General features: G+C 40.9%; 23 protein-coding genes. 8 read left to right on the forward strand and 15 right to left on the reverse strand.

Annotated elements, in window-relative coordinates:
* Positions 1-385 precede the first annotated feature (385 nt).
* Complete coding sequence (locus F8M47_RS01845) at positions 386-2,413, forward strand: BCCT family transporter (RefSeq protein ID WP_150538524.1); 2,028 nt, start codon at positions 386-388, stop codon at positions 2,411-2,413.
* Positions 2,414-2,492: 79 nt separating this feature from the next.
* On the opposite strand, the gene thrC is transcribed toward F8M47_RS01845, so the two are convergent.
* Entirely contained in the window at positions 2,493-3,773 is a 1,281-nt protein-coding gene (thrC, locus tag F8M47_RS01850; protein WP_150538525.1) for a threonine synthase, read from the reverse strand.
* 350 nt (positions 3,774-4,123) lie between these two features.
* On the opposite strand from thrC, the gene yccS reads away from it, so the two are divergent.
* Complete coding sequence (gene yccS / locus F8M47_RS01855) at positions 4,124-6,319, forward strand: YccS family putative transporter (RefSeq protein ID WP_150538526.1); 2,196 nt, start codon at positions 4,124-4,126, stop codon at positions 6,317-6,319.
* Here yccS and F8M47_RS01860 read toward each other — a convergent pair.
* Positions 6,298-6,651, reverse strand: a complete 354-nt coding sequence (locus F8M47_RS01860) for a hypothetical protein (RefSeq protein ID WP_150538527.1) — start codon at positions 6,649-6,651, stop codon at positions 6,298-6,300. The genes yccS and F8M47_RS01860 overlap by 22 nt on opposite strands.
* An 84-nt stretch (positions 6,652-6,735) precedes the next feature.
* Here F8M47_RS01860 and F8M47_RS01865 point away from each other — a divergent pair, with 84 nt between their 5' ends.
* From F8M47_RS01865 to F8M47_RS01875, 3 genes are read left to right on the forward strand one after another with little or no spacing between them, the layout of a single operon-like run.
* Positions 6,736-7,149: a hypothetical protein gene (locus F8M47_RS01865; protein ID WP_150538528.1), complete on the forward strand. Its 414-nt coding sequence runs from the start codon at positions 6,736-6,738 to the stop codon at positions 7,147-7,149.
* A 45-nt stretch (positions 7,150-7,194) separates the two neighbouring features.
* The gene (locus F8M47_RS01870) at positions 7,195-8,826 is read left to right on the forward strand and encodes a tannase/feruloyl esterase family alpha/beta hydrolase (protein ID WP_150538529.1); all 1,632 of its coding nucleotides are present in this window, start codon (positions 7,195-7,197) and stop codon (positions 8,824-8,826) included.
* 60 nt (positions 8,827-8,886) lie between these two features.
* The gene (locus F8M47_RS01875; protein WP_150538530.1) at positions 8,887-9,396 is read left to right on the forward strand and encodes a hypothetical protein; all 510 of its coding nucleotides are present in this window, start codon (positions 8,887-8,889) and stop codon (positions 9,394-9,396) included.
* A gap of 89 nt (positions 9,397-9,485) precedes the next feature.
* Here F8M47_RS01875 and F8M47_RS01880 read toward each other — a convergent pair whose 3' ends face one another.
* Both F8M47_RS01880 and F8M47_RS01885 read right to left on the reverse strand, forming a co-directional pair.
* The gene (locus F8M47_RS01880; RefSeq protein WP_150538531.1) at positions 9,486-10,841 is read right to left on the reverse strand and encodes a PFL family protein; all 1,356 of its coding nucleotides are present in this window, start codon (positions 10,839-10,841) and stop codon (positions 9,486-9,488) included.
* Positions 10,842-10,853: 12 nt separating this feature from the next.
* Complete coding sequence (locus tag F8M47_RS01885; RefSeq protein WP_150538532.1) at positions 10,854-11,126, reverse strand: ACT domain-containing protein; 273 nt, start codon at positions 11,124-11,126, stop codon at positions 10,854-10,856.
* Between the two features lie 298 nt (positions 11,127-11,424).
* Between F8M47_RS01885 and F8M47_RS01890 the strand changes: the two genes are divergently transcribed.
* The 3 genes from F8M47_RS01890 to F8M47_RS01900 all read left to right on the forward strand — a co-directional run bounded on the left by F8M47_RS01890 (position 11,425) and on the right by F8M47_RS01900 (position 14,274).
* Positions 11,425-11,994: a Dps family protein gene (locus tag F8M47_RS01890; RefSeq protein WP_150538533.1), complete on the forward strand. Its 570-nt coding sequence runs from the start codon at positions 11,425-11,427 to the stop codon at positions 11,992-11,994.
* A gap of 230 nt (positions 11,995-12,224) precedes the next feature.
* Positions 12,225-12,656, forward strand: coding sequence for a PAS domain-containing protein (locus tag F8M47_RS01895; protein WP_150538534.1), 432 nt, complete (start codon positions 12,225-12,227; stop codon positions 12,654-12,656).
* Positions 12,657-12,717: 61 nt separating this feature from the next.
* Complete coding sequence (locus F8M47_RS01900) at positions 12,718-14,274, forward strand: diflavin oxidoreductase (protein ID WP_150538535.1); 1,557 nt, start codon at positions 12,718-12,720, stop codon at positions 14,272-14,274.
* A gap of 127 nt (positions 14,275-14,401) precedes the next feature.
* Here F8M47_RS01900 and F8M47_RS01905 read toward each other — a convergent pair whose 3' ends face one another.
* The 11 genes from F8M47_RS01905 to mutS all read right to left on the reverse strand — a co-directional run bounded on the left by F8M47_RS01905 (position 14,402) and on the right by mutS (position 26,201).
* Positions 14,402-14,968: a DUF5358 domain-containing protein gene (locus tag F8M47_RS01905; RefSeq protein WP_150538536.1), complete on the reverse strand. Its 567-nt coding sequence runs from the start codon at positions 14,966-14,968 to the stop codon at positions 14,402-14,404.
* A gap of 138 nt (positions 14,969-15,106) precedes the next feature.
* Entirely contained in the window at positions 15,107-16,099 is a 993-nt protein-coding gene (lipA, locus tag F8M47_RS01910; RefSeq protein ID WP_150538537.1) for a lipoyl synthase, read from the reverse strand.
* A gap of 110 nt (positions 16,100-16,209) precedes the next feature.
* Positions 16,210-16,866, reverse strand: coding sequence for a lipoyl(octanoyl) transferase LipB (gene lipB / locus F8M47_RS01915; protein WP_150538538.1), 657 nt, complete (start codon positions 16,864-16,866; stop codon positions 16,210-16,212).
* Positions 16,867-16,896: 30 nt separating this feature from the next.
* Positions 16,897-17,196: a DUF493 family protein YbeD gene (ybeD, locus tag F8M47_RS01920; protein WP_150538539.1), complete on the reverse strand. Its 300-nt coding sequence runs from the start codon at positions 17,194-17,196 to the stop codon at positions 16,897-16,899.
* Positions 17,197-17,328: 132 nt separating this feature from the next.
* Positions 17,329-18,507: a D-alanyl-D-alanine carboxypeptidase family protein gene (locus tag F8M47_RS01925; RefSeq protein WP_150538540.1), complete on the reverse strand. Its 1,179-nt coding sequence runs from the start codon at positions 18,505-18,507 to the stop codon at positions 17,329-17,331.
* A gap of 96 nt (positions 18,508-18,603) precedes the next feature.
* Positions 18,604-19,170, reverse strand: a complete 567-nt coding sequence (locus F8M47_RS01930) for a septal ring lytic transglycosylase RlpA family protein (RefSeq protein WP_150538541.1) — start codon at positions 19,168-19,170, stop codon at positions 18,604-18,606.
* A 177-nt stretch (positions 19,171-19,347) separates the two neighbouring features.
* The gene (gene rodA, locus F8M47_RS01935) at positions 19,348-20,472 is read right to left on the reverse strand and encodes a rod shape-determining protein RodA (RefSeq protein ID WP_150538542.1); all 1,125 of its coding nucleotides are present in this window, start codon (positions 20,470-20,472) and stop codon (positions 19,348-19,350) included.
* Between the two features lie 12 nt (positions 20,473-20,484).
* Positions 20,485-22,431 (reverse strand): penicillin-binding protein 2, encoded by a 1,947-nt coding sequence (gene mrdA, locus F8M47_RS01940; protein ID WP_150538543.1) that lies wholly within the window; start codon positions 22,429-22,431, stop codon positions 20,485-20,487.
* Positions 22,432-22,520: 89 nt separating this feature from the next.
* Entirely contained in the window at positions 22,521-22,988 is a 468-nt protein-coding gene (gene rlmH, locus F8M47_RS01945) for a 23S rRNA (pseudouridine(1915)-N(3))-methyltransferase RlmH (protein WP_150538544.1), read from the reverse strand.
* A gap of 22 nt (positions 22,989-23,010) precedes the next feature.
* Positions 23,011-23,325 (reverse strand): ribosome silencing factor, encoded by a 315-nt coding sequence (gene rsfS / locus F8M47_RS01950; protein WP_150538545.1) that lies wholly within the window; start codon positions 23,323-23,325, stop codon positions 23,011-23,013.
* A gap of 272 nt (positions 23,326-23,597) precedes the next feature.
* Entirely contained in the window at positions 23,598-26,201 is a 2,604-nt protein-coding gene (gene mutS / locus F8M47_RS01955; protein WP_150538546.1) for a DNA mismatch repair protein MutS, read from the reverse strand.
* Positions 26,202-26,309: the final 108 nt, after the last annotated feature.

A 26,309-nucleotide genomic window follows, 5' to 3' on the forward strand; every position in this document is an offset into this window, starting at 1 on the left:
AATCATTTAAAATACCTATCAATATAGCATAAACTATATAAATATCTTTTAAGAATTGAAAAGTTAGAAAAATGTCCAAGCGGTCAAATTCTTCCTATAATTTGCAAATTTTGGGGGGAATTTAACCGCTTATATCCCCCTACATCATGGGGTGACTCACCTGATATTTTTTACCAAAAAAACTTATCTAATTAGTTAAAAATATCGCCAGTTTGTTATGGGTGATATTTTATGCTAGTATTGCTAATAGTTTATTCAATCAGAGCGTTCCTGCTCGTCAAAATAAGGTTTCTTACCTTTTCATTCGTCCGCTTCGGGCGTTCAAATTTAATCGTGAGATTACACATTTAATTAAATTATCTTCATGTCAATCAAAGGAGTCAGTATGGGCTTAGCCACGTTTATTCGTGACAGATCTTCATTTAATCCGTTTGTGACAGGCATTACGTTATTATTAGTTATTCTACTTGTCACGTCGATTTTAATTTTCCCGAATGGGACACAGGCGATTTTAAATGCCACTAAAGCGGCGATTTTTGCTAATTTCAGTTGGTTTTATATTTTAATGTGCTCGATTTTCTTATTTTTCTTGCTGATTTTATCGGTGAGTAGTTTAGGTAATATCAAACTCGGCACAAATGAAGAAGAACCTGAATTTAGTTTTATCTCTTGGATGGCAATGTTATTTGCCGCTGGAATGGGGGTTGGGCTAATGTTCTTTGGTGTTGCAGAGCCACTTTCGCATTATTTGTCCTCAATAACAGGCGGAACCAGTGAACAGCAAACCCAACAAGCATTGTTGCACACGGTATTCCACTGGGGAATGCACGCTTGGGCAATTTATGGAGTGATTGCGCTAGCGCTCGCTTATTTCGGCTTTCGTTATAAACTTCCTTTAGCACTACGTTCATGTTTCTATCCGCTGTTAAAAGATCGTATTAACGGCAAGATTGGCGATTTTATTGATATTATGGCGCTGATCGCAACATTATTCGGTATTATCACCACATTAGGATTTGGCTCCGCACAGTTGGGCGCTGGCTTAGTAGAAATGGGCTGGCTTAGCGAAAATAGCTTTGGACTACAAATTACGGTAATCGTCGTGGTGATGACGCTTTCGATTATCTCTGCTATTTCTGGCGTAGGTAAAGGAGTAAAAATTTTAAGTGAAACCAATTTATTGTTGGCGATTTGCTTATTGATTTTTGTGCTGTCAAGTGGTCCAACACTCCACTTGTTAGCCGCATTTAGCGACAATATCGGTACATATCTCACCAATTTAGTACAACTTAGCTTTAAAACCTATGCTTACGAGCAACAAAATATTGAATGGTTTAACGGCTGGACGATTTTATATTGGGCATGGTGGTGTTCTTGGGCGCCATTTGTGGGATTATTTATCGCACGTATTTCTCGTGGGCGTACCATTCGCGAATTTGTTTTTGGGGTGTTAGCCTTGCCAAGCTTATTCGGTGTACTGTGGTTTACTGTGTTTGGAAATAGCGCAATTTGGTTTGATTTACATGAAGCACAAGGCGCTTTAGCGCAATTTGTGACAACGCCTGAGACCTTGCTATTTAAATTTTTAGGCTATTTACCGCTTTCTGCTATAACAGGAGTAGTGGCATTGTTAAGTATTTCGCTGTTCTTTATTACCTCTGCTGACTCGGGTATTTATGTACTCAACAATATTGCTTCTCGTGATAAAAGTTTAACTTCACCTCGTTGGCAGGCAGTAATGTGGGGAGTGTTAATGTCGGCGGTAGCAATTGCGCTTCTTGGTGCGGGTGGTTTGGCCAATCTGCAAACCATGACGCTGATTACCGCATTACCCTTCTCGATTTTAATGGCGGTAATGTGTGTAAGTTTATGGATGGGGCTTGGTGCAGATAAAAAATATTTTGCGGCTAAACTTACCCCAACTTCGGTGCTATGGACAGGAGATAAATGGCGAGACTATCTCAGCCAAATGCTGAATCAAACTGAAGAAAAAGATGTAAATAAATTCCTGAAAAAGACCGCTCTTCCCGCTATGCGTGAGCTTCGCCGTGAATTGATTGCAGAATACGGTTTGAGCGTTGATGTAAATTGCTACTTTGAACAAGCCGAGCCAGCAGTGGAACTGGTGATTCATAAAGAATCAATGCGAGATTTTATGTATGGCATTAAATCGGTTGGGCGAGAAGTTTCGGAGCAGTTAATCAATGATGAACATTTGCCGCATATTCAAAATAGCGTTACGTATGAACCTATCGCTTATTTCTTTGACGGACGGGTAGGCTATGACGTGCAATATATGCAAGGCGAAGAGCTGATTGCGGATATTCTGAAGCACTACGAGCGTTATTTATCACTGCTAGATTCGGTTGGACAAGCGCTAATGGCGCACGAACAAACCGAATTAGCGGAATAAGCGGTCGAATTTCAGTAAAAAAACACGGGCTACTCAGAAATATTTGAATAGCCCGTGATTGATTTATTGTTATGTTGGATTAATTCCCTGCTAACAAATATTCACGTAATTTCGCGAAATCTGCTGGCATCGTGTCGGATAATAATTCCATTTTGTTATGTTTATCCAATGCTTCTGGCAGTGGTAATTCAATATTTAAAATGCGTTCTACGCTTTCTTTGAATTTCGCTGGGTGTGCAGTGCAGAGGAAAATCCCCGTCTCACCTGCTTGAAGCTGATCTTTTAACACTTGGTAAGCAATTGCTCCATGTGGTTCGCATAAGTAACCTTCCGCATATTGTGCTTTTAATGCCGCCTCGGTTTCCTCATCATTTAAGGCATCTGAGCCTAAATCTGTTAAATTCCAGCCATTACGTTTAAAGAGTTCTTCAACACGAGGCCAATTGTTCGGGCGACTTACGTCCATTGCATTTGAAAGGGTTGCAACCGTAGCATTTGGTTCCCATTTGCCTGATTTGAGGTAACGAGGTACCGTGTCATTCGCATTGGTTGAAGCGATAAAACGTTTGATTGGTAAACCTAAAGTTTTTGCGATTAAACCTGCGGTTAAGTTACCGAAGTTGCCACTAGGTACTGAAACCACGACATATGAACGTTTTTCTTTTGGTAATTGCGCTACCGCTTCAAAGTAATAGCACACTTGTGCCAATAAACGGCTGATATTAATTGAATTTGCTGAGTTTAAACCGATTGCCTGGCGTAATTCAGCATCATCAAACGCTTGTTTTACTAACGCTTGGCAAGCGTCAAAGTCTGATTCGATTGCAACAGTGCGAATATTACCGCCGAGCGTGCAGAATAATTTTTCTTGTAATGGGCTAATTTTGCCTTTTGGATAAAGGATCACCACGTTGATATTTTCTAAACCGTAGAATGCGTGTGCAACTGCCGCACCTGTGTCGCCAGACGTTGCGGTTAGAATAGTAATTTTGCCATCACCACGCACACTTGCTAGCGCTTGCGCCATAAAACGACCACCAAAATCTTTAAACGCTAAAGTCGGACCATGGAATAACTCAAGTGCATAAATATCGTCGTTTACTTTTGCGAGAGGTGCAGAGAAAGTGAACGCATTTTTTACCATGTTGTTCACGGTTTCTTGTGGAAGTTCATCGCCAATCAAAGCGGCGAGAATTTTTTGGCTACGCTCTACTAAAGGTAAGTTTAATAACGCGTCGATGTCGTCAAATTTTGGTAACACCTCAGGGAAAAATAAGCCCTGATCTTTACCTAAACCTTGGCGTACGCCTTGGGAAAAACTCACTTGCTCTTCGGGGTGTTTGATGTTGTATAAGTTCATTCGGATAAGTCCTTTATATTAAAGTGATTTGTCTGATTCTAGTCATTATCCTTCGTTAGTCAATGCAAAAGGTATAAATAAGCGGTTTTATTTTACTGAATAATGCCTAGCACTCACCGCGCTAGGTTACGAATAGTGTAGCTCCGCTGGAGTTGGCAATAAAGGCAGCAAAGCTACGCAACAGTCACACTGTGCCTCGTAACCACGCACGGCTCGTGTGTGGAGGGTAAAGGAGATGGGCAATATCGGAGTTATCAAGGTTATTTATAATCCGTTTTAACTATTTCTCAAGCGGTCAAATTTGCTTTAAAATTTGCAAACTTTTGTAGAAATTTGACTGCTTATAGCCTATGAAAAGCCTATTCAAAAAGATTCAAACTCACTGGTTATCCGAAAATATCATTAAAACCCTGCCCATTTTTATTGCGATCAATCTAGTCTCCGTGGTGGTGTGGCAATTACAATTGTCACATCTAGCTATGCCATTGGTATTGGGGGTGATTGCAGGTGGTTTAGTTGATTTAGATAGCAGTTTGGCAGGCAGAATCAAAAATTTGGCACTAAGTCTGGTGGCTTTTACGCTTTCAGCACTCAGTGCGCAATGGTCGTTAAGCATGGGTTGGTTATTTTTACCACTGGCGATGCTAAGCACCTTTACACTAGTCATGTTAGGGGCGATTGGGCAACGTTATAGCACAATTGCATTCGGCACATTGATTGTGGCAATTTATACTTGTCTCACCTACAGCGCTAGCGATAGTTGGTATGGCAATCCACTGATGATTTTAGCGGGAGCATTGTTGTACGGTGTGGTGAGCATTGTGGTGCATTTGTGCTTTCCAAACCGCTTAGTGCAAGAAAATTTAGCGAAGGCATACGATGCGCTCGCCGCCTATCTACAAGCTAAATCCGCTTATTTTGATCCCGATGATGATGACCTGCCTATAAAACAATTAGCGTTGGCAAAAGCCAATCAGCAAGTGATGCTCGCCTTTGACCAAACACGAGTTTCTCTCTTTTATCGTCTACAAGGACAACATGGACATGTCAAAACATACCGCTTGTTACGTTATTACTTTACTGCGCAAGATATTTTAGAACGAGCGAGTTCCAGCCATTATCAATATCACGAACTATTCCAGCAGTTAAACAATAGCGATTTAATGTTCCGCTTTCAGCGGGTCTTGGAGCTTCAAGCGATTGCTTGCCAGCAAATTGCGGTGGCATTACGTCACGGCGAAAGCTATCAGCACAGCGTTCGGGGTGAAAAGGCGCTACAAGGGTTATTAAATTCGTTGAACTATCATCAAGCAAAAGGACTGGCAAGTGCGCATCGCTGGCTTTCTATCGCAGAAAACCTACGCAATATTGAAGGACAATTAAGCCAAATTGAACAACAAACTGCCGTAGACAATTTACGCAAAGATTTGCTGAAATCCGCCCGCTTGAGCGCCGAAAATGTATCAGGCTTACACAATATGTTTTCTGCTATTCGTAACCAATGCACCCTTTCCTCTCAGCTATTCCGACATGCGTTGCGATTAGCTTTAGTGGTGTTAGTTGGGAGTTTGAGCGTGTTTCTCTTCGATTTGGATAATAAAGGTTATTGGATTCTACTCACGGCAATTTTTGTCTGTCAGCCCAATTATTCCGCAACTAAAAAGCGCCTTATTCAGCGAGTCATCGGCACGGTACTTGGCGTGTTTATTGGCTTCTGTTTCCAATATTTTTCACCCAGTTTAGAGGCGCAATTAGGCTTAATTACCATTACAGGTAGTTTGTATTACTTTTTTAGGGTAAGTAATTATGGCTCCTCAACCTTTTTTATTACACTACTCGTTTTTGTAAGCCTTGATGTCGCAGGTTTAGGCGCCCAGAATGCGTTATTGCCTCGTTTGTTTGATACATTAATTGGCACTGCAATTGCGTGGCTGGCTGTGTCGTTTATTTATCCCGATTGGAAATATTTAAATCTGCACCAAAACTTGCAAAATACCCTGAAAGCAAGCGGTCAATATTTACGCCACATTTTGGCGCAATTGCAATTTGGTTATAACGACCAACTTGGCTATCGTGTTGCACGGCGTGATGTACATAATCATATTTCGGCATTAAGCTCCGTGATTTCCAATATGCATAGCGAGCCACAAAAATACCAAAAGGCGCTACATTTTGCGCCCACTTTATTGGGTGTGACTTATACGCTATTGAGCTATATTTCTGCGTTGGGCGCTTATCGTGTCGAAAGCAATGAAATTAATCATCATATTGATTTTTCAGCCGTTTTCTTCCGCCAAGGCAAACAAATGGTGAATTTATTAGAGGCAATTATTCACGCCCAAACCAGCAGCGAGGAGATTTCACAACAATTACTGGACATAGATCTGACATTGAACCAGTTTGAAATTATGCATCAAACAATGGAAGATCGTTTAGCATTAGTATTAACTCAGCAACTGCGTTTGATTGTGCAATTATTGCCACAGTTACAAACCTTGGTGAATAAAGAATACTTTTATTGCGATCAATTAAGCTCTAACACTTGATCTTGGTTTACCCCAATTACGCCTTTAACTGATACTAACTGGCGAATTGCAGCCTTGATAGATTTGGTGTCAGGAATATGAATCGCAATCGCCTTCAACATATTGTAATGATATAACAAGATATAGCCTTGAGTTTCAACCGTTTGTAACAACGCTTGATCGCCCATTTCAGCATCAAAAAACACTATCAAATTACGGCTATATTGCGGTTCCGTTTGAGCAGTCACAATGCGGTTATCACTCGCAGAGTGTTCAGACTGAACGGTAGTGTGAGCTGCAAAGGCTATCGGGGCAAGGCACAAAAAACAGCTTGCGATTGTGTAAAGTTTCATAAAATGATTTGAAGATAAGAACTTGCTTATTTTTAGTATGACATATAAATATATCTTTTAATAAGATATAAATTGGAGAAATGTATGTTAAGTAAACATTCTGCCATTCAAGGTTTTATTTTAGCAGGACTGTATAACCTAATCGGTATTTTAGGCTTTACCCAATTTTTTACCGATTCTACCCTTATGGAAAATGACCCAGTAGTGTTCTCTTGGGTCGGACAAATTGCCATTGTTTTATGGGGTTTAGCTTATTGGTCAGTTGCTCGTCGCTTTTGGCTAACTCCGCATTTAGTGTTGATTTTTTGTATAGAAAAACTGCTTTATGCGGCGGCATGGGCATATTGGCTTGCAACTCAACCCGAAAAATTAGATGTACTTGCTGGACAATCCATGCTGATGTTTTGCTTCTTTGCTAGCTATGGGTTCGGTGATCTGTTATTTGCACTATTCTTTGGTTTAGTAACAATTAACGCATTTAAAGGTCGTTATCACTAAACGACACACTATTTTTATGACATAACAATCAAAGGAAGTAACCCTATGCACAAAATTACCACCATCGCCAGTACGCTTGTGCTGGTTTACCTCAGCCAAGCTGCTCATGCTAATACCCAAAGTGATTTATCCACGGCACAACTGCAATGTATCGCGTTAAAGGATGCGAAAATTTACGATACCCAAATTACGCAAACTGAATGGTTAGCGGCTGGTGAATTACCACAAGACAAAAACGCTGCAATGAGCGGTGCTAGCGCTAAACCAGTAACCGCGGGCGCACACTGTATCGTCACAGGTGAAATTGAAAAACGCATTGGTGTGAACGGTAAACCATACGCCATTGGCTTCCAATTACGTCTGCCAGAGCAATGGAATAAAAAATTCTTATTTCAAGGTGGTGGCGGTACAAATGGCGTCGTTTCACCAGCAATTGGTAAAACGCCTGTTCGTGGTTCTACCGCACTTCCTGCACTCTCTCGTGGCTATGCGGTTGTGAGTACTGACAGCGGACACGGCGGTGGTTCTCGAGACACCTCTTTCTCTGAAGATCAGTTAGCTCGCTTTAACTATGCGCTTGCTTCCACAGGCAAAGTGACCGTGGTCGCCAAACAGCTTATCGAACAAATGTATCAAACTAAACCAAGCAAAAGCTTTTTTATGGGGTGTTCGAATGGTGGACGAGAAGCGATGCAGGCGGCAATGCGCTATCCACAAGAATTTGATGGCGTAGTAGCGGGCAACCCTGGTTTTCGTTTATCTAGAGCGGCAGTAGCAGAGGCGTGGGATAACCAACACTTCCTTAAATATGCACCAACCAATGAAAAAGGCGAGAAAATTGTTGCCAATGCACTTACTCAAGCGGATTTAGATGTGGTAGTAAAAGGTGTGCTTAAACAATGTGATGCTAAAGATGGTTTAGCGGATGGCATTATCAATGCATGGGAGCAATGTGACTTTAAACCTGAAATGGTTCAAGCCGAATTAGGTGATCGAGCAGAACAAAAAGTAGCGTTACTGAACGCAATTTTTGGTGGCGCCAAAAACAGTCAAGGTGAAAATGTTTACTCTTCTTGGCCTTATGATGCGGGTTTAAACACCAACGGCTGGCGTATATGGAAACATGGTTCATCACAAACCACTGAGCCAAATTCAATCAATTTTATGATGGGAGTAAAAAGCTTATCACAATACTTTATGACACCACATAATCCGAATTTTGATACGCTTCAGTTCGATTTTGATAAAGATGTCGCAAAAACCTTTGAAATTGCTGGGGTAAATGATGCGGATGAAACGGATTTATCTTATTTCCAAGCAAAAGGCGGAAAAATGATTATTTTTGAAGGTGTATCCGACCCTGTCTTCTCTGCGCATGATTTACGTGATTGGTATCAGCAATTACAAGCCAATATGCAAAATGTAGATGACTTTGCACGCGTGTTTATGGTTCCTGGCATGAACCATTGCGGTATGGGGCCTGCTACTGAGAATTTTGACCCGCTTAGTGCGTTAGAAGCATGGACGGACGAAGGTAAAGCGCCTGATTTTATTCTTGCTAAAGCGGGGCCTGAAATGGCAAATAAAGCCAAAGAAATGCCCCTTTGCCCATATCCAAAAATCGCCACTTATGTGGGTGGTGATGAAAACAAAGCAACCAGTTTTACGTGTAAATAATAAACAAGCGGTTGAATTTGTAACAAATTTTGCAAATTCGACCGCTTATTGAGGATAGCAATGAAAAAATATCTTATGTTATTGATGGGGTTATTGTCGTTAAGTGTGCAAGCTGCTGATGGCTATAAAGACCTCAAATTTGGCGCTTCAATTGATGAGGTGCGTAAAAGTAAACTGTGCTTAAGTGTATGGGAAGAATTGGAAGCCAACAAGATTTGGCGTTGTAGCCAATTTAAATTTGCTGAACAGCCAATTAAAGCTATTATCCGTTTTGCTGATCAAAAACTGGAATTAATCAATCTGGTGCTTGCCGCACACGAACGAGACAGAGTCAGCCAAGGTTTACGCCAAAAATATGGCGAACCTACACAAATTTCAGGCAATATCAAATTAGGGCAACGCTTACCAACCGACCAAAAATGGTTTATGGTATTTGATGATGACAGTATCCGTTTAGTCTTTGTGCCTTCGAGCAAAGTTGATACACTACAAGGGCAAACTACTGTACCAGCACAGCTGAATTTACGTTATCAACCCAAAAAAACTAGCACCTTAATTGATGATCTCTAGCCAGATTAGAAAAACAACCAAGCGGTCAAATTTCCCCAGTTTTTTGCAAAATTTTAGGTAAATTTGACCGCTTGCTTTTGTTATTAAGCTTAGTTCTTCATTGATTGAACTGGCGCTGGGATTCGTCCACCACGATTAACAAATACTTCGCATGAGCCTTCTTTCACTGGCATAATCGGCGCATAGCCAAGTAATCCACCAAATTCAACGCTCTCACCCACGTCTTTGCCCGTTACTGGAATAATCCGCACTGCTGTGGTTTTACTGTTGATCATACCAATTGCAGCTTCGTCCGCAATAATCCCTGAAATGGTGTGAGCAGGCGTTTTACCAGGAACAGCGATCATATCTAAACCCACCGAACAAACTGCTGTCATCGCTTCTAATTTATCGAGGGTTAAAACGCCACTTTCAGCTGCGACAATCATTCCCTCATCTTCAGAAACAGGAATAAATGCCCCACTCAAACCGCCCACCGAGCTAGAGGCCATCATGCCACCTTTTTTCACTGCATCATTTAACAGCGCTAGGGCTGCGGTGGTGCCGTGCGTTCCACACACACTGAGTCCCATCGCTTCTAGAATACGTGCCACAGAGTCACCAATTGCAGGGGTTGGCGCCAGGGATAAATCTAAAATACCAAACGGAATATTTAGCATTTTTGACGCTTCTTGACCAATTAATTCACCCACACGGGTAATCTTAAAGGCAGTTTTCTTCACCACTTCTGCTACTTCAGTCAGTGTGGTGGCATTGGAATTTTCTAACGCTTCTTTTACGACACCAGGCCCTGAAACGCCGACATTAATAATCGCATCTGCTTCGCCCGAACCGTGGAATGCGCCCGCCATAAATGGGTTGTCTTCCACCGCATTACAGAACACCACAATTTTGGCACAGCCAAAACCTTCGGGGGTAATATCCGCTGTGCGTTTAATGGTTTCGCCCGCTAATTTCACTGCCTCCATATTAATCCCCGCACGAGTTGAGCCAATATTAATTGAGCTACACACAATATCTGTAGTTTGCATTGCTTCTGGAATTGAACGAATCAACACTTCATCTGAAGGATACATCCCTTTTTGGACTAACGCCGAAAAGCCACCGATAAAAGAAACCCCTATCGCTTTTGCTGCGCGATCAAGCGTTTGTGCGATAGAAACATAAGAATCCGCTTTTGTTGCAGCCGCAATTTGTGCAATCGGCGTTACAGAAATACGTTGATTCACAATTGGAACGCCGTATTTAGCGGAAAGGATTTTGGCCGTTTTGACTAAATCTTTACCGACTGTCGTGATTTTTTGGTAAATATTTTGGTTTAACTGATCAATATCGGCACTGATACAATCATGCAAATCAATACCAATGGTAATTGTACGCACATCAAAATTTTGGTCAGCGACCATTTTTATCGTTTCAATAATTTCACTGGATTGAATACTCATCTCGCCACTCCCTTAAATGCGGTGCATTGCTTTGAAAATATCTTCATTTTGGATACGAATATCTAGCGCTAATTTTTTACTTTCTTGGCTAAAAAACTCCGCTAGCTGTGGGAATGATTGTTCACATTTGCTGGTATCAACCAAAATCACCATCGTGAAAAAATCGTCCATTAACTGTTGGCTGATATTCACGATATTAATTTGATTTTCTGCTAAGATTTTTGATACATCGTACACGATACCTACACGATCTTTACCGATCACCGTAATCACTGAATTGCTCATTGTTGTTTCCTCGAGTGTGCATATTATAAGAGCAATGAGTATAGTGCTGTTTATAATGTTTGACTAGCCAATTTGCGCAAACGTTTGCTTAATTCAGGAAGAATACCCACACGGGTAAGTGTATTGCAAATGAATCTCATAACAATTAATAGATAAATGCTATCCAATACCAATTTTTGATTACCAGTAACTATCAACAACTATCAAACTTATCAGCAATAACAATTAGACAATCATGGGTATTGTACGCATAATGTACAACATAAATTTGATGAGAAACAACGATAGGAGTGTAGATATGAGCAACAAAACTATTACCTTCCCAGTACTAACTTTAAATACTCAAGCACAAGCATTAACTGCAGATATCAATAAAAACGCAACTCACACCGTGCCAGGTTTAACGACTTCAACAGGTCATTTAATCGCAGAGGCATTACAAATGCGTTTACAGGGCTTAAATGAATTATCGATGATCTTAAAACACGCACACTGGAATGTGGTTGGCGCAAACTTTATTGCTGTACATGAAATGCTTGATAGCCAAGTAGATGAAGTGCGTGATTTCGTAGATGAAATCGCAGAGCGTATGGCTGCATTAGGCGTTGCACCAAATGGCTTGTCAGGCAATCTTGTTGCAACACGCCAAACTCCAGAATATCCGTTAGGTCGTGCAACAGTACAAGATCACTTAAAAATGATTGATTTATACTATTCACATAATATTGAAGCGCACCGTGTTGTGCTTGAACATAATGGGCATTTAGATCCAATCAGCGAAGATTTATTAGTAGCACAAACTCGCGCGCTTGAAAAACTACAATGGTTTATTCGTGCGCATTTAGATAACGGCACTGGTAACATTTAATCCAAACTCGACATATCCCCCTGAGGCATTTGCCTCTAACAAGCGGTCAATTTTCTTGCAAATTTTACAAGTAAATTGACCGCTTCTTTATTACTCCTTCACCATAAAAAAATGAAGCCAATTTACATTCCAACATTTTTAGCGTATCTTATTCCTAGTATTTTAGTAAGGTATTAATTTTCCGTACTGAAATAAATATCAACATAACTTAACTAAAATGGAGCTTCAATATGGCTGAACAAATCGTGCCTTCAAATGATGCAATTTTAAAAGCAGTACAAGACACTCTCGTCATCTCAACCACCGACCTACAAGGTGTGATTACTTATGCCAATGATTTATTCTGTAAATTAACAGGTTTCTCTCGTGAAGAATTAATTGGTCAGCCGCACAATATCGTGCGCCACCCTGCGGTTGCGAAAGAAGTATATAAAGAAATGTGGGATACCATTCAAGCAGGTAAAATCTGGACAGGTATCGTACCAAACTGCGGTAAAGGTGGTGTTGTTTATGTTGTGGACACTACCGTTCAGCCAATGTTTGACGAAGCAGGTAATATTACTGGCTACATCAGCGTATGCCGTGTCATTAATGATTTAATGGAAAATTTCGAAGCGGTTGAATTATCAAAAGAAATTTACGACGAATTCTACGATAAATAATTTTATTTTTGAAAGCGTGTGCAATGCTTTGCGCACGCTTTTTCGTTTAGGAGAATCTTTAATGCAATCGATTTCTCATGTCCATATTGGTTATGGCTCAGAATCTGGCAATGCGGAACAACTTGCTCAACAGCTAGCACAACAAACGTTTCTACAGCCTTATCAACCCACCCTTGCAACGCTGAACGATACCGATCTTTCATCGCTCGATCCGCATAGTTTGCTCTTGATTGTAACGAGTTCGTTTGGCGATGGTGAACCACCTGAAAATGCGGAAGATTTTATTGAAAATTACCTTGCAAATCCAACCGCTTATCAAGGGCGCTACGCTATTTTTGGGCTGGGCGATGCAAGTTATGACAAATTCTGCGGTTACAGCCAAAAGCTTGACCAATTGTTGCAAAGCCAGCAAGTATCCGCACTGATTGAACGTGTTGATGCCGATTTAAATTATCAGGAAATTTTCAAAAAATGGTTGCCGCTTGTTGAACGAGCAATCACTCAACCAGAAACCACGCCTGTGGCGCATGATCTATCGGTTAAAGTGTATGACGAGAAGCGTACCTATCAAGCAAAAGTGCTAGAAATCCAACCGTTAGCTCACGCTGAACCTGCGGTTTACCATATTCGTTTATCCCTAAAAAATAGCGGCATTTTTTATCAAGCGGGTGATTTAATTTATGTACAAGTTCAACAACCTGCACACTTATTGGACACTTTTGTACAATGGTTTGGTGATAAAAGCGCAACTGAGCAATTGCGCTATAAAGAATTGCGTATTTTAAGCAAAAACGTCTTGCGTGACCTGGCAAAAATTTGTGCAAACACTGCTCTCAAAGATTTGTTAAAAATCGCCAATAAAAAAGCACTTGAACAATATCTCTACGGACACGATCTGCTGGACGTATTGCGTGATTTTGACCCCGAAAAAACCATTTCGCTTGCCGATTTGCAAAATATTCTTGGCAATCTTACTGCACGTGCTTATTCAATTAGTTCTTGTGGTAAAACGCATCCTGAATATGTAGATTTATGTGTACGCCAAGTGCAATATCAACTTGCAGAACGCCACTATTACGGCACAGCAAGTTGCCAGTTAGCACAGCTACAAGCGGGCGATTTTGTACAAATTTTTGCAAAATCCAATCCACATTTCCACTTGCCTACAAATGCAAAACCTATCGTGATGATTGGTTCTGGCACGGGTATTGCGCCTTATATTGGCTTCTTGCAAAATCTTGCAACCCAAAGTTCACCAAACTCAAGCTATCTATTCTTTGGTGAGCGTTATATGGCTAAAGATTTTCTGTATCAGGCTGAATTGGAACAACATCTACAAAATGGCACACTCACACGCCTCTTTACTGCCTTCTCTCGAGATCAAGCGGAGAAATTCTATGTACAAGATGTGTTAGCACAACAGGCAGCATTAGTCTGGCTGTTAATCGAGCAAGGCGCTTATTTCTATGTATGCGGGAGCAAAGCGATGAGTAAAGCAATTGATGAGACGCTGATCCAGATTGCCGAACAAGAGGGGAATCAATCCTATGTGGACGCATTCAATAATATCGTAGCACAGCTAGTGGCGGAAAAACGTTTGTTAAGAGATGTGTATTAAGCGTAGCAACAAGCGGTTAAATTTCGGCTGAAACTTACAAAAAGTAAACCACGGAACAGACTGAAATCAGTCCATATATTCCGTGGTTTTTCACTAAAATTAGACCGCTTGCCAGCATTTAAACGGGTTACAGCAATAATGCCGAACCCCATTTGATAATATCGAAGAAAAATTTATTCTCGTTGGTTGCTACGCCATCACCGTTTTTGGTTTCAGTTTTGCTCTCTTCCACCATCCCGCTTTTATATTGACCTTTCACCACTGCCAAATCATCTTTTGCTTGTGCGCGTAACGTTTGGCATTGTTTGCTACTCATTTTGTCGATGTCTGCGGGGTTATTTTTGAATTTCTTAAATTGATACTGCGCATAGCCCATAGATTTTTCATCCGCTTGTACCAGCTTCACATATTGCTCACCAATAACGTCTTCTAATGGGTAGAAAAACACATATTGTGAATGAATATAGGCATCTTCTTTAGAGAAATGCGCTTGTTGAATGCGGGTAAGATTTGGATAAATACATTGCGAAGCTTGTTCACTCAATGCTACCCAGCGTTGAGCATCTTTGTCCACCAACACATAATCAGCATTAGCAAATTCACCAGGAAATGCCTCTTGCTGTGCTGATTGATTTGAGAAAGAACAACCGACAGTAAATACCGTCATTCCAACTAAAAGAATTTTTTTTAACATAGCGAATCTTTGTTTAAGGCTAATTGAAAGTGGCTGATTGTAACATTTATCAATAAATGCGCAAATAAGCGGTCAAATTTTGACTAGAAAATGAAAACCACGGAATGCGCTGCACGCCGTGGTTGTCGTTGGAGAATACTATTTAACTAATTCACCTTTAGCTTGTAGGTCTGCGTGATATGACGAACGAACAAACGGACCACAAGCGGCGTGTTCAAAGCCCATTTTTTCCGCTTCATTACGGAACATATCAAATTCTTCAGGTGGCACATAACGTTCTACTTTTAAGTGGTGACGACTTGGCTGTAAATATTGACCGATAGTCAGCATAGTTACGCCATGATCACGCAAATCTTGCATCACTTCTAAAATTTCTTCGTTAGTTTCACCAAGCCCCACCATTAAACCTGATTTAGTAGGGATATTTGGAAATTCTTGTTTGAAGATTTGTAATAATTCAAGTGACCATTTATAGTCTGCGCCTGGACGCACTTCACGGTATAAACGTGGAACGTTCTCAAGGTTATGGTTAAACACATCTGGCGGGTTTTGTTTTAAAATTGCAACCGCTTGCTCCACACGTCCACGGAAATCTGGCACTAAAATTTCTACTTTACACTCTGGATTTAACGCTTTGATTTCACGTACGGTTGCAGCAAAGTGTGCCGCACCACGATCGGCTAAATCATCACGGTCAACCGAAGTAATAACCACATATTTTAACTTCATATCCTGCACGGTTTCCGCCACTTTACGCGGTTCTTCGGGATCTAACGGTAATGGTTTACCATGTGCCACATCACAGAACGGACAACGACGAGTACAAATTGCGCCCATAATCATAAATGTCGCCGTACCGTGGTTAAAGCATTCATGCAAATTTGGGCAAGACGCTTCTTCACATACTGAATGTAGGCCATGACGACGCATACCGTGTTTGATACTGTCAATTTTTGCCGATGCCGCTGGCAATTTAATTTTCATCCAACTTGGTTTTGGTAATAACTCTTGGTCAGGGTCAATATTGCGCACCTGAATTACAGAAGTTTTAGCAGCGTCGCGATATTTAACGCCACGCTCCATTTTAAATGCTTCCATTTTTTTAGGCTTTGTGCCTGTAGCAGTTGTCATTAAGTTCTATCCTTTTCTCTGCAATTTTAAAGGGCGGAGATAAACTCCGCCCCATACAGTTCTTACAATTCTGATAATATTTCTATTAAAGGGCAAATGCCAGATAAACATTATTTGTTAATAATTTGTTGCTCATTATACCCTAAAATGTTGCAAAAGTGAGCTACTAATTTAGGCGAAACTAAATCGCATTGTGCTTCAGATTCCGCAATATAATCTTTTAATTGTGCCATTTCTAAGCCTGCATAACCACACGGGTTAATATTGCGAAACGGAGCTAAATCCATATTCACATTAAATGCCAAACCGTGGAATGAACGTCCTTGACGAATACGCAACCCAAGCGAACAAATTTTCTTACCGCTGATATATACCCCTGGTGCATCAGGTTTCGGATAACCTTCAATGCCATAATCAGCCAATGTCTTAACCACACATTGCTCAAGTGCGGTGACTAGATCTCGCACTGATACCGCTTTACCCTGTGCTTTTAACCGCTTAATATCAATCAGCACATACATAATCTGCTGTCCTTCGCCGTGATAGGTAATTTGCCCACCACGGTCAGTTTGCACGACAGGAATATTGGTTGGATTAAGTAAATGTTCTGGTTTACCCGCAGAACCTTGAGTAAATACCGCTGGATGTTGAACTAACCAAATTTCATCGGCAGTATGCTCATCACGAGTATCGGTGAATTGTTGCATTCGGTGCCAGATTTCTTCATAGGGTTGAATATCCAGTTGGCGAACGATAAGTTGACTCATAGATTCTCTCCCGTTTAAAAGCATTACGATTTATAGCACCATACGCACGCCTGAGATTTTAGCGAGTTCAGCATAAAGCGTTTCAACTTGATCAATATGTTCTGCAATAATATCAATTGAAACTGAGTTGTAGGTACCTTTTGAACTACGTTGTTGGCGAGGGTTGTAATCACCTTTTGCATGAATTTGGATTACCTCCACAACATCATCAACCAGATCATCACGGTGTGCACCAACCACTTTAAACGTAAATGAACATGGGAATTCTAATAAATCTTTTAATTTTGCTTGTGGTAAATCTTGGAGATTTACTGCTTTTGATTGTGTCATATTTATATCCTTTTCTTTCATTTGCTATTAAGACTAAGCGGTATGATTTTGCAATTTTTTGCGAAATCACACCGCTTGTTTTGTGAATCACCTGAATATGGGGATCATTTTCTCGTTCACAAGTAGGCGCTTTTAATCGAATAAACTCTTCACCGTTAGCACGATCCAATCCCATGCTTTACCGAAAATACCCGCTTCTGGCACATCTTGTAGCACTTGTAATTCACTACTTGCAACGTCTTTACCATCTAATTGATAAATCACTTTACCAATTATTTGCCCTTTTACTAAAGGCGCTTCAAGATTTTTGAGTTCAAGTTCATAACGCGCTTTTAACTCTGAAGATTTACCTTTTGGCACGGTTACAAAGCTATCTTGAACTGAACCTAGTTGTACTTTATTTGCTTCGCCATAATACACGCTTTGCTCAGAAACGGCTTGACCTGCTGGTAACGATTTAATTGTTTCAAAGTTCGCAAAGCCCCATTGTAGGAGTTTCTTACTTTCTACTTCACGCCCTTTATAAGTATCCACACCCATCACCACAGAAATTAAACGAGTATTGCTGTTCGTTGCTGATGCAACTAAGTTATAGCCCGCTTGGTTAGTGTGACCTGTTTTCATACCATCCACGTTCATGGTTTTATCCCATAATAAGCCGTTACGGTTTGGCTGTGGTTTTTTAATGTTGTATTTAAATTCTTTTTCAGCATACATTTTATATTCTTCTGGCTGATCACGAATAATATGCGCACCAATAATTGCCATATCACGTGCTGAAGAATATTGGTTTGGATCGTCTAAACCATGTACTGTAGTGAAGTGCGTATTCTTAAGACCAAACTGCTGAGCGAATTTGTTCATTTGGTCGATAAATGCTTGTTGTGAGCCTGAAGTGTGTTCCGCTAACGCAACTGCTGCATCGTTACCTGAAACAATAATTAAACCACGCATTAAATCTTCTACCGAAACTTGCGTATTTAAATCTAAAAACATTAATGATGATCCTGGGAATTTTTGCGCCCAAGAGTTTTCCGTTACCAGCACCATATCACTGTTTTTAACTTTGCCTTGTTTAATCGCATCGCCTACCACATAGCTTGTCATCATTTTGGTTAAGGAAGCTGGATATTGGCGCTGATCTGGATTTAAACTTGCTAACACATTACCAGAGTTATAGTCCATTAAGATATAGGTTTTTGCATTGAGTTGCGGAGGCGCAATGCCAAAATCTACGTTTGCATCAGCAACTGCAAATTGAGAGAAAGCTAAAGCCAAAAGACTCGCTGATTTAAATAATGTTTTCTTCATAAAAGCATCCAATCCTTCAGGAAATGACAGGTTATATAACGCAAGCAGGGGTTTGTTGATTGCTCAACAACCCCCAATGCAAGAAAAGTTAAACAATTAACTATTTTTTCTTACTTCTCGAGTATTTTTCTTGTTTTTATTTAGCACAGCTAATTTCACGTGTGCAGTTCCGCTATGTTGCATACCTAATTGGCGCGCGGCCGCTTTAGATAAATCAACTACACGAGCGTGAGCATAAGGGCCTCGGTCATTTACACGAACCACCACTGAGCGCCCATTACGCATGTTAGTTACTTCAACTAAAGTACCAAATGGTAGCGTTTTATGGGCAGCGGTCATTGCCAAATTGCTAAATGTTTCGCCGTTTGCGGTACGGCGTCCGTTAAACTTATCTGCATAGTAGCTTGCAACACCAGACTGATAGTGGCTACGAGCAGTATTTTTGTGTAATTCTTTCAACGATTTCTTTTTAACGGATTTCGTTGTTTTTTTTACCTTCTTCGCTTTTAAAGCGGTCGATTTTACTGATTTTTTTGCAGTTTTAGAAACTTGATGTTTCTTTATTACTGCGATCTTTGCGTGTTTGGTTGCTGCAACAGAATTCAATGATCCGAATGTTAAGAATCCAGCTAACAACAGGGTTACCATTTTACTTAATCGCATAAATAAGTTTTCCTCATTTAGATATCGTACTGTGTAACGATGTGTTTTGCCCACAAAACAGAATTATTTTGTGGTGGCTGTTTATCTTTCTTTTGATAGATAACTGCTCTTGTATGTGCTTTTTGATACCGCAAAAAAGCAAAGGTTCAGACTTTATAAATCAGCCTTAAAGTCTGCCTAAAGTTTACTATAAGGATTATGTGTATGCGCACGCTTACGATGTACATACGCCGACATCATTAATCCAAAAGCCGCCATAAGGGTCACATAAGAGGTCCCCCCATAGCTAAATAGTGGTAAGGGTACACCAACTACTGGTAAAATACCACTCACCATACCAATGTTTACAAAAACGTAAACAAAGAATAGTAGCGACGTGCCGCCTGAAATAAGGCGTCCAAAAGCGCCATCTGATTTGGCACCAATCACTAATCCTCTGGCAATAATAAATAAATAAATCGCCAATAAAATCAATACACCAATCATGCCGTGCTCTTCGCTTAACACGGCAAAAATAAAGTCGGTATGCGGTTCAGGCAAGAATTCTAACTGAGATTGTGTGCCTTCCATCCAACCTTTGCCATTAATCCCCCCCGAACCAATCGCAATTTTCGATTGAATAATATGATAGCCTGCACCAAGAGGGTCTTTTTCAGGATCGATCAGCGTCATGACACGGGTTTTCTGATAATCGTGCATCAAAAAGAACCACATAATGGGAATAAATCCCGCTAAAAATACTACACCTGCGCTAATTAATTTCCAGCTTAGCCCAGCTAAAAATAGTACGAAAATCCCCGCTGCACACACTAAAATTGAAGTACCTAAGTCGGGCTGCACTGCGACTAATAAAGTAGGCACAAGAATAATCACTAACGCAATAAAAGTATCTTTTAAACTCGGTGGTAACGCACGTTTTGCCAAATAAGTTGCCACCATAAGTGGCACCGAAAGTTTAGCAATTTCAGATGGTTGAAAGCGCACAAAACCTAAATTCAGCCAGCGTTGCGCACCTTTACTGGTTTCCCCAATTAAGTCCACCAACACCAACATCACAATGCAAACTAAGTAGAGATAAGGCGAAATCCGTTCATAAAAACGAGGCGGAATCATTGCCATAAATAACATGACGCCTAAACCAAGTGACACCTGAATCACACGATTGGAGAACATTCGCTCACTACCACCGCTGGCACTGTATAACACAAGCAAACCATAGCCAGTAACGGCTAACAATCCCAATAACAGCCATAAGTCGAGTGAAAAGACTTTCCAGAAAAGTTTTTTAAAGCCACTATTCATTATAATGATTCCTTACTCACTTATAAGCGGTTGAATTTGCTCAATATTTTGCAAAGGTTCTGTATTGCTAACTGGTTCTTTTAAGGTTTTGCTTAACGCAAAATCCATCACTTGACGAGCAACAGGCGCTGCATTTGAGCCACCGCCCCCCGCATTTTCTAAAATAATCGCCACCGACACTTTTGGCTCATCATAAGGTGCATAGCTAATAAACCATGCATGGTCATGTAATTCTTTTTTCAGCGCATTTTTATTGTATTTACCACCATTTAGGTTAAATACCTGCGCCGTACCGCTTTTTCCTGCTGCACGATAGAACGAACCACCTGCTTTGCGCCCCGTACCATTCGCCGCATTAATAACGTTATACATTCCCAATTTTGCAACTTGCCAAAAACGCTCAGGCACACCTTTAATGTCTTCATAAAGCAATGGATCTTTATAAGGCTCCGTTTTATCGCTACCGATCACTTCCATCATCAGATGTGGGGTATTTACTCGCCCATTATTAATTAACACTGCTTGTGCTTTTGCTACTTGTAATGGCGTTGCAATCCAATAACCCTGACCAATGCCAACAGGGATTGTGTCACCTTGTACCCAAGGTTTTTTATGGCGTTTTTGCTTCCACTCTCGATTTGGATAAACCCCTGCAGACTCTTCAAACAGATCAATACCCGTTTTTTGCCCAAAACCGAATTTACGCATCCACTCAGACATTTTGTCGATCCCTGTATCATAAGCAAGCTGATAGAAGAACGTATCCGACGATTCAGCAATTGCTTTATTCACGTTGGTTGAGCCATGTCCGCCTTTTTTCCAATCTCGGTAGCGTTGTGTAGTACCAGGTAAAATCCAGAAGCCAGGATCATAAATCGCACCATAAGGAGTAATTTTTCCCTCTGCTAACCCCATTACGGCATAAAATGGCTTCACGGTTGAAGCGGGTGGATAAGTCCCTTGTGTTGCACGGCTATAAAGCGGGCGGGCTGGATCATCTAATAGCCGTTTATAGTCCGCACCCGATACGCCTCCCACAAATAAATTGTTGTCGTAGCTTGGATTAGTCACCATCGCCAACACACTACTGTCACGAGGATCTAACACTACTACCGAGCCTTTCTGGTTCCCTAACAAATTCTGAATATATTGTTGTAGCTCCACATCAATTGTTAAACGAATGCTACTGCCCGCCACACCAGGCTGATCACGCAATTTACGAATCACTTTGCCTCGGTTGTTAATTTCTACCTCTTCAAAGCCTGTTTGCCCGTGTAATTGGTCTTCGTAGAATTTTTCGATGCCTAATTTACCCATATCATGCGAACCTGCATAATTACCAAACTTACCCTCTTCTTCGAGCTTTTTCTTGTCTTTTTCGTTGATTTTCGCAACATATCCCAAAATATGAGTCAGCGTTTCACCGTAAGGATAATTACGTTTGTAATAAGCTTGAACATCTAAACTTGGAAAACGATATTGGTTTACCGCAAAACGCGCCATTTGTTCTTCGTTTAAATTGCCTTTCAATAAAATAGGTGTATAGCGAGAAGTACGTTTTTTCTCTTTGCGGAACGCTTCAACATCTTCATCGGTTAAACCAACCACATCACGCAATTCAACCAACGTTTCCTCTAAGTTTTCAGTTTTTTCAGGAATAATATACAGCCCAAAATAGGTGATATTTTCGGCTAATACTTTACCGTTGCGGTCATAAATTAAACCTCGAGTCGGCGGTACAGGTAATAATTTAATGCGGTTACCATTTGAGCGAGTTTGGTAGTCGTCATAATTAACAATCTGCAGGTGATACAAATTGGTTAATAACACGCCCGTAAGCGCCAACACCCCAACAAAAGCGATCAACGCACGACGGGCAAACAGATTACTTTCCGCTTGCCCATCTCGCACTTTTTCTCGCGGTTTTGGATTTGTTAATTTTCCGAGTTTACCAAACATTATTGATCTCATTTTTGGCTTAGCCGTGTGAACACAAGCGGTCAAATTTTGCTATTTTTTTTGCAATTTTGCCGTTTCACACAGCTAAACTATTCTCGATGATAAGGGTGATTTGTTGTTAATGACCACGCACGATACAAACTTTCCGCTACAATAACACGCACCATAGGATGCGGTAAGGTTAGAGGTGAAAGCGACCAACTTTGCTCCGCTGCAGCTTTGCATTCTGGCGAAAGCCCTTCTGGACCACCAATCAATAGGCACACATCTCGCCCATCGTTCTTCCACGCTTCCAATTGACTCGCCAGTTGTTCCGTTGTCCAAGGCTTACCTGGAATATCCAAGGTTACAATTTTGCCTTTGCCTGCCGCTGCTAACATTGCTTTGCCTTCTTGCTCTAAAATGCGTTTAATATCTGCATTTTTGCCTCGCTTGCCCGCAGCAATTTCGATCAGTTCAAACGGCATATCTTTTGGGAAACGGCGTTGATACTCTTCAAAACCTACTTTCACCCAATCAGGCATTTTTTGTCCGACCGCAATTAGTTGTATTTTCATTGCATAACCACAAAGTGAGCCATTATGCCCACAGTTTCTCTAACTGATACATTTCACGTGCATCTGCTTGCAATAAATGCACGATCGCTTGACCAAAATCAACCACGATCCAATCTGCAACTGCTTTACCTTCTTCTCCGAATACTTCAAAACCTGCTTGTTTCGCTTCAGCACTTAAACGATCTGCTGTTGAAGCAACGTGACGAACCGAAGTCCCTGTTGCAATAATCATGGTTTCAGTAATGCTTGATTTGCCACGCACATCAATTGCTAACACATCTTGCGCTTTTAAATCATCTAATGTTTTTGTTAAAAATTCGACTAAATTTTGTTCCACAACACATTCTCTTTTCTTAAAAATACAAATGTTGGATTTTAACATAAAAATTTTGGGTTCGGATAAATGGATAAAAGTAAAGCGGTTAAATTTGCAAAATTTTTTACAAATTTAACCGCTTGCATTTTAAGAAGTTATAGTTGCGCCATTTGTTCCAATAATTGCAATGATTTATCTACCATTCGCAATAACAGCGCTACTACTCCTTATCTCTAATTCAACAATACGTTTCACTTTATTTGCTAATATATTTCGTTGAGTATCAGAAATTCTTATTTTACGTAAGTCATTAATTTTTTTAAACGATACAGCGCTTCCAGCGCTTGGCGAGGGGTTAATTCATCGGGATCAATACGATTTAACGCTTTTTCTAACTCACTTTCCTCTGCTACAAGCGGTTGAATTTGCTCAATTTCTGGCAAATCTGCGCTAAATAGCAAATCAGCTTGTGGATTGGCATTCGCTTCTTTGGTTTGTATCGAAATTTCTTCCAAATGTGCTAAACGCTGTTTTGCTAGCTGAATCACTTGTTTTGGCACGCCTGCTAGTGCGGCAACCGCTAAACCATAACTTTTACTTGCTGCCCCTTCTTGCACGCTATGCATAAATACGATCGAATCTTGATGTTCTCTAGCATCTAAATGCACATTTGCTACACCTTTGAGCTGGCTCGGTAAACTGGTTAACTCAAAATAATGAGTCGCAAATAACGTGAGCGACTGGGTTTTCTTAGCCAACCATTCAGCACACGCCCAAGCCAGCGATAAACCGTCGTAAGTTGAAGTACCACGCCCGATTTCATCGATCAACACTAAGCTGTTTTCTGTCGCTTGATGCAAAATATTCGCCATTTCAGTCATTTCTACCATAAAGGTAGAACGTCCAGAAGCTAGGTCATCGCTAGCACCAATTCGAGTAAAAATACGATCTAATGCGCCAATTTCAGCACTTTCTGCTGGTACAAAACTGCCGATGTATGCCATTAAACAAATCAACGCAATTTGGCGCATATAGGTACTTTTACCGCCCATATTCGGTCCAGTTACCACCAATAAATGGCGCTGTGCGTTAAGAAATACGGGGTTAGCAATAAATGGATCTTTTAATACTTGCTCCACCACAGGATGGCGACCACCTTTAATATTCACGCCACGCTGGTGACTGAATATTGGGCGCACATAATTTAAACTTTCCGCACGTTCCGCCAAATTGGTCAGCACATCCAATTCCGATAAAACCATTGCAGCTAATTGCAACTCGCCCAAGCGAGGCATAATTAGATCGAATAATTCATCGTAAAGCTGTTTTTCTAACGCAAGCGATGCGCCTTTTGCTTTCAGCACTTTATCTTCATAGGTTTTTAACTCTGGAATGATATAGCGTTCAGCGTTTTTAAGGGTTTGACGGCGCACATAATGAATCGGCGCACGATGTGCTTGTCCTTGGCTAATCTGAATATAATAGCCATGCACTGCATTAAAACCAATTTTAAGCGTATCAATTCCCGTTGCTTCTCTTTCTCGAATTTCAAGATTTTCTAAATATTGGGTTGCACCCGCAGACAATTCTCGCCATTCGTCTAACTCCGCATTGTAGCCCTCGGCAATCACACCACCATCACGAATTAATTGCGGAGGTGTTTCGATAATTGCTCGCTCAAGCAAGGTATGTAATTCGCTAAAATCAGCAATTTGACCAACTAAGTTTTCTAAACAAGCGGTCGAATTTTCACAATCTTTTGCAATATCAGGCAACTGTGCCAATGCCGAACGCAAGCGGGTTAAATCTCGAGGACGAGCCGAGCGTAATGCAATACGCGCAAGGATTCGCTCCATATCGCCTACGTTTTGCAATAGCGCTTGAAGAGATTCAATTCGCTGTTTTTTTTGCAAAGTGTCAATTACATCTTGACGCTTTTTGAGTTTTTCTAGGTCTCGAATCGGTTGATGAATCCAGCGTTTAAGTAAGCGACTGCCCATTGGCGTAACACATTTATCTAATACGGCTGCCAACGTATTTTCAACACCACCGCCCAAGTTTTGAGTGAGTTCTAAATTGCGACGCGTAGCGGCATCTAACAACACGGTTTCACTATTTTGCGCTAAATGAATACTGTTGATATGCGGTAGCGCTGTACGTTGTGTTTCTTGCGCATAATGTAAAACACAGCCAGCAGCACATAATGCTACGACCGCTTTTTCCACGCCAAAGCCTGCTAAACTTTGCGTACCAAATTGGCGATTGAGTAAATTAATTGCAGTAACCAGTTCGAATTCCCAAATTGGACGACGGCGCAATCCTTTATAATTATTTAGAATTTCTGCGCTGGAAAAATCTTCTGCGTAAAGAATTTCTGCGGGCTGTAAGCGTTGCAATTCGGCTGCGAGCGCTTCTTTACTCGCTAATTCGCTAATTAGAAAGCGCCCAGAAGTCATATCGAGTGTCGCAATGGCAAATACACCTTTTTCTTCATAAATCGCCGCCACTAAATTGTCTTGTCGTTCGGGCAATAGCGCCTCATCGCTGACCGTACCAGGAGTAACAATGCGTACCACTTTGCGCTCAACAGGGCCTTTACTAGTTGCAGGATCGCCAATCTGTTCACAAATGGCAACTGATTCGCCTAACGCCACCAATTTTGCTAAATAGCCTTCTACTGCATGATAAGGCACGCCCGCCATTGGAATCGGCTCGCCTGCCGACGCACCTCGTTTAGTCAAAGAAATATCTAATAACGCCGCCGCTTTTTTTGCATCGTCATAAAACAACTCGTAAAAATCCCCCATTCGGTAGAACAACAAAATATCGGGATTTTGCGCTTTAAGCTGTAAATATTGCGCCATCATTGGCGTGTGTTTAGAAAGATCTTGAGTCATGAGTTCGCTATTAAGTTAAGAAAAAATAGGCGATAAGTGTAACAGATTGAGGAAGTGGAAAAAACCACAGGGCTAAAAGGAATAAAATTAAGCGGTCTAAATTTGCAA

The organism is Actinobacillus vicugnae (assembly GCF_901687125.1).
In the GTDB taxonomy this organism is placed as follows: Bacteria; Pseudomonadota; Gammaproteobacteria; order Enterobacterales; family Pasteurellaceae; genus Actinobacillus; species Actinobacillus vicugnae.

Coding starts and splice junctions, on each gene's coding strand:
- F8M47_RS01845 (WP_150538524.1), top strand. CDS start 386: ATGGGCTTAGCCACGTTTATTCGTGACAGATCTTCATTTAATCCGTTT.
- thrC (WP_150538525.1), bottom strand. CDS start 3,773: ATGAACTTATACAACATCAAACACCCCGAAGAGCAAGTGAGTTTTTCC.
- yccS (WP_150538526.1), top strand. CDS start 4,124: ATGAAAAGCCTATTCAAAAAGATTCAAACTCACTGGTTATCCGAAAAT.
- F8M47_RS01860 (WP_150538527.1), bottom strand. CDS start 6,651: ATGAAACTTTACACAATCGCAAGCTGTTTTTTGTGCCTTGCCCCGATA.
- F8M47_RS01865 (WP_150538528.1), top strand. CDS start 6,736: ATGTTAAGTAAACATTCTGCCATTCAAGGTTTTATTTTAGCAGGACTG.
- F8M47_RS01870 (WP_150538529.1), top strand. CDS start 7,195: ATGCACAAAATTACCACCATCGCCAGTACGCTTGTGCTGGTTTACCTC.
- F8M47_RS01875 (WP_150538530.1), top strand. CDS start 8,887: ATGAAAAAATATCTTATGTTATTGATGGGGTTATTGTCGTTAAGTGTG.
- F8M47_RS01880 (WP_150538531.1), bottom strand. CDS start 10,841: ATGAGTATTCAATCCAGTGAAATTATTGAAACGATAAAAATGGTCGCT.
- F8M47_RS01885 (WP_150538532.1), bottom strand. CDS start 11,126: ATGAGCAATTCAGTGATTACGGTGATCGGTAAAGATCGTGTAGGTATC.
- F8M47_RS01890 (WP_150538533.1), top strand. CDS start 11,425: ATGAGCAACAAAACTATTACCTTCCCAGTACTAACTTTAAATACTCAA.
- F8M47_RS01895 (WP_150538534.1), top strand. CDS start 12,225: ATGGCTGAACAAATCGTGCCTTCAAATGATGCAATTTTAAAAGCAGTA.
- F8M47_RS01900 (WP_150538535.1), top strand. CDS start 12,718: ATGCAATCGATTTCTCATGTCCATATTGGTTATGGCTCAGAATCTGGC.
- F8M47_RS01905 (WP_150538536.1), bottom strand. CDS start 14,968: ATGTTAAAAAAAATTCTTTTAGTTGGAATGACGGTATTTACTGTCGGT.
- lipA (WP_150538537.1), bottom strand. CDS start 16,099: ATGACAACTGCTACAGGCACAAAGCCTAAAAAAATGGAAGCATTTAAA.
- lipB (WP_150538538.1), bottom strand. CDS start 16,866: ATGAGTCAACTTATCGTTCGCCAACTGGATATTCAACCCTATGAAGAA.
- ybeD (WP_150538539.1), bottom strand. CDS start 17,196: ATGACACAATCAAAAGCAGTAAATCTCCAAGATTTACCACAAGCAAAA.
- F8M47_RS01925 (WP_150538540.1), bottom strand. CDS start 18,507: ATGAAGAAAACATTATTTAAATCAGCGAGTCTTTTGGCTTTAGCTTTC.
- F8M47_RS01930 (WP_150538541.1), bottom strand. CDS start 19,170: ATGCGATTAAGTAAAATGGTAACCCTGTTGTTAGCTGGATTCTTAACA.
- rodA (WP_150538542.1), bottom strand. CDS start 20,472: ATGAATAGTGGCTTTAAAAAACTTTTCTGGAAAGTCTTTTCACTCGAC.
- mrdA (WP_150538543.1), bottom strand. CDS start 22,431: ATGTTTGGTAAACTCGGAAAATTAACAAATCCAAAACCGCGAGAAAAA.
- rlmH (WP_150538544.1), bottom strand. CDS start 22,988: ATGAAAATACAACTAATTGCGGTCGGACAAAAAATGCCTGATTGGGTG.
- mutS (WP_150538546.1), bottom strand. CDS start 26,201: ATGACTCAAGATCTTTCTAAACACACGCCAATGATGGCGCAATATTTA.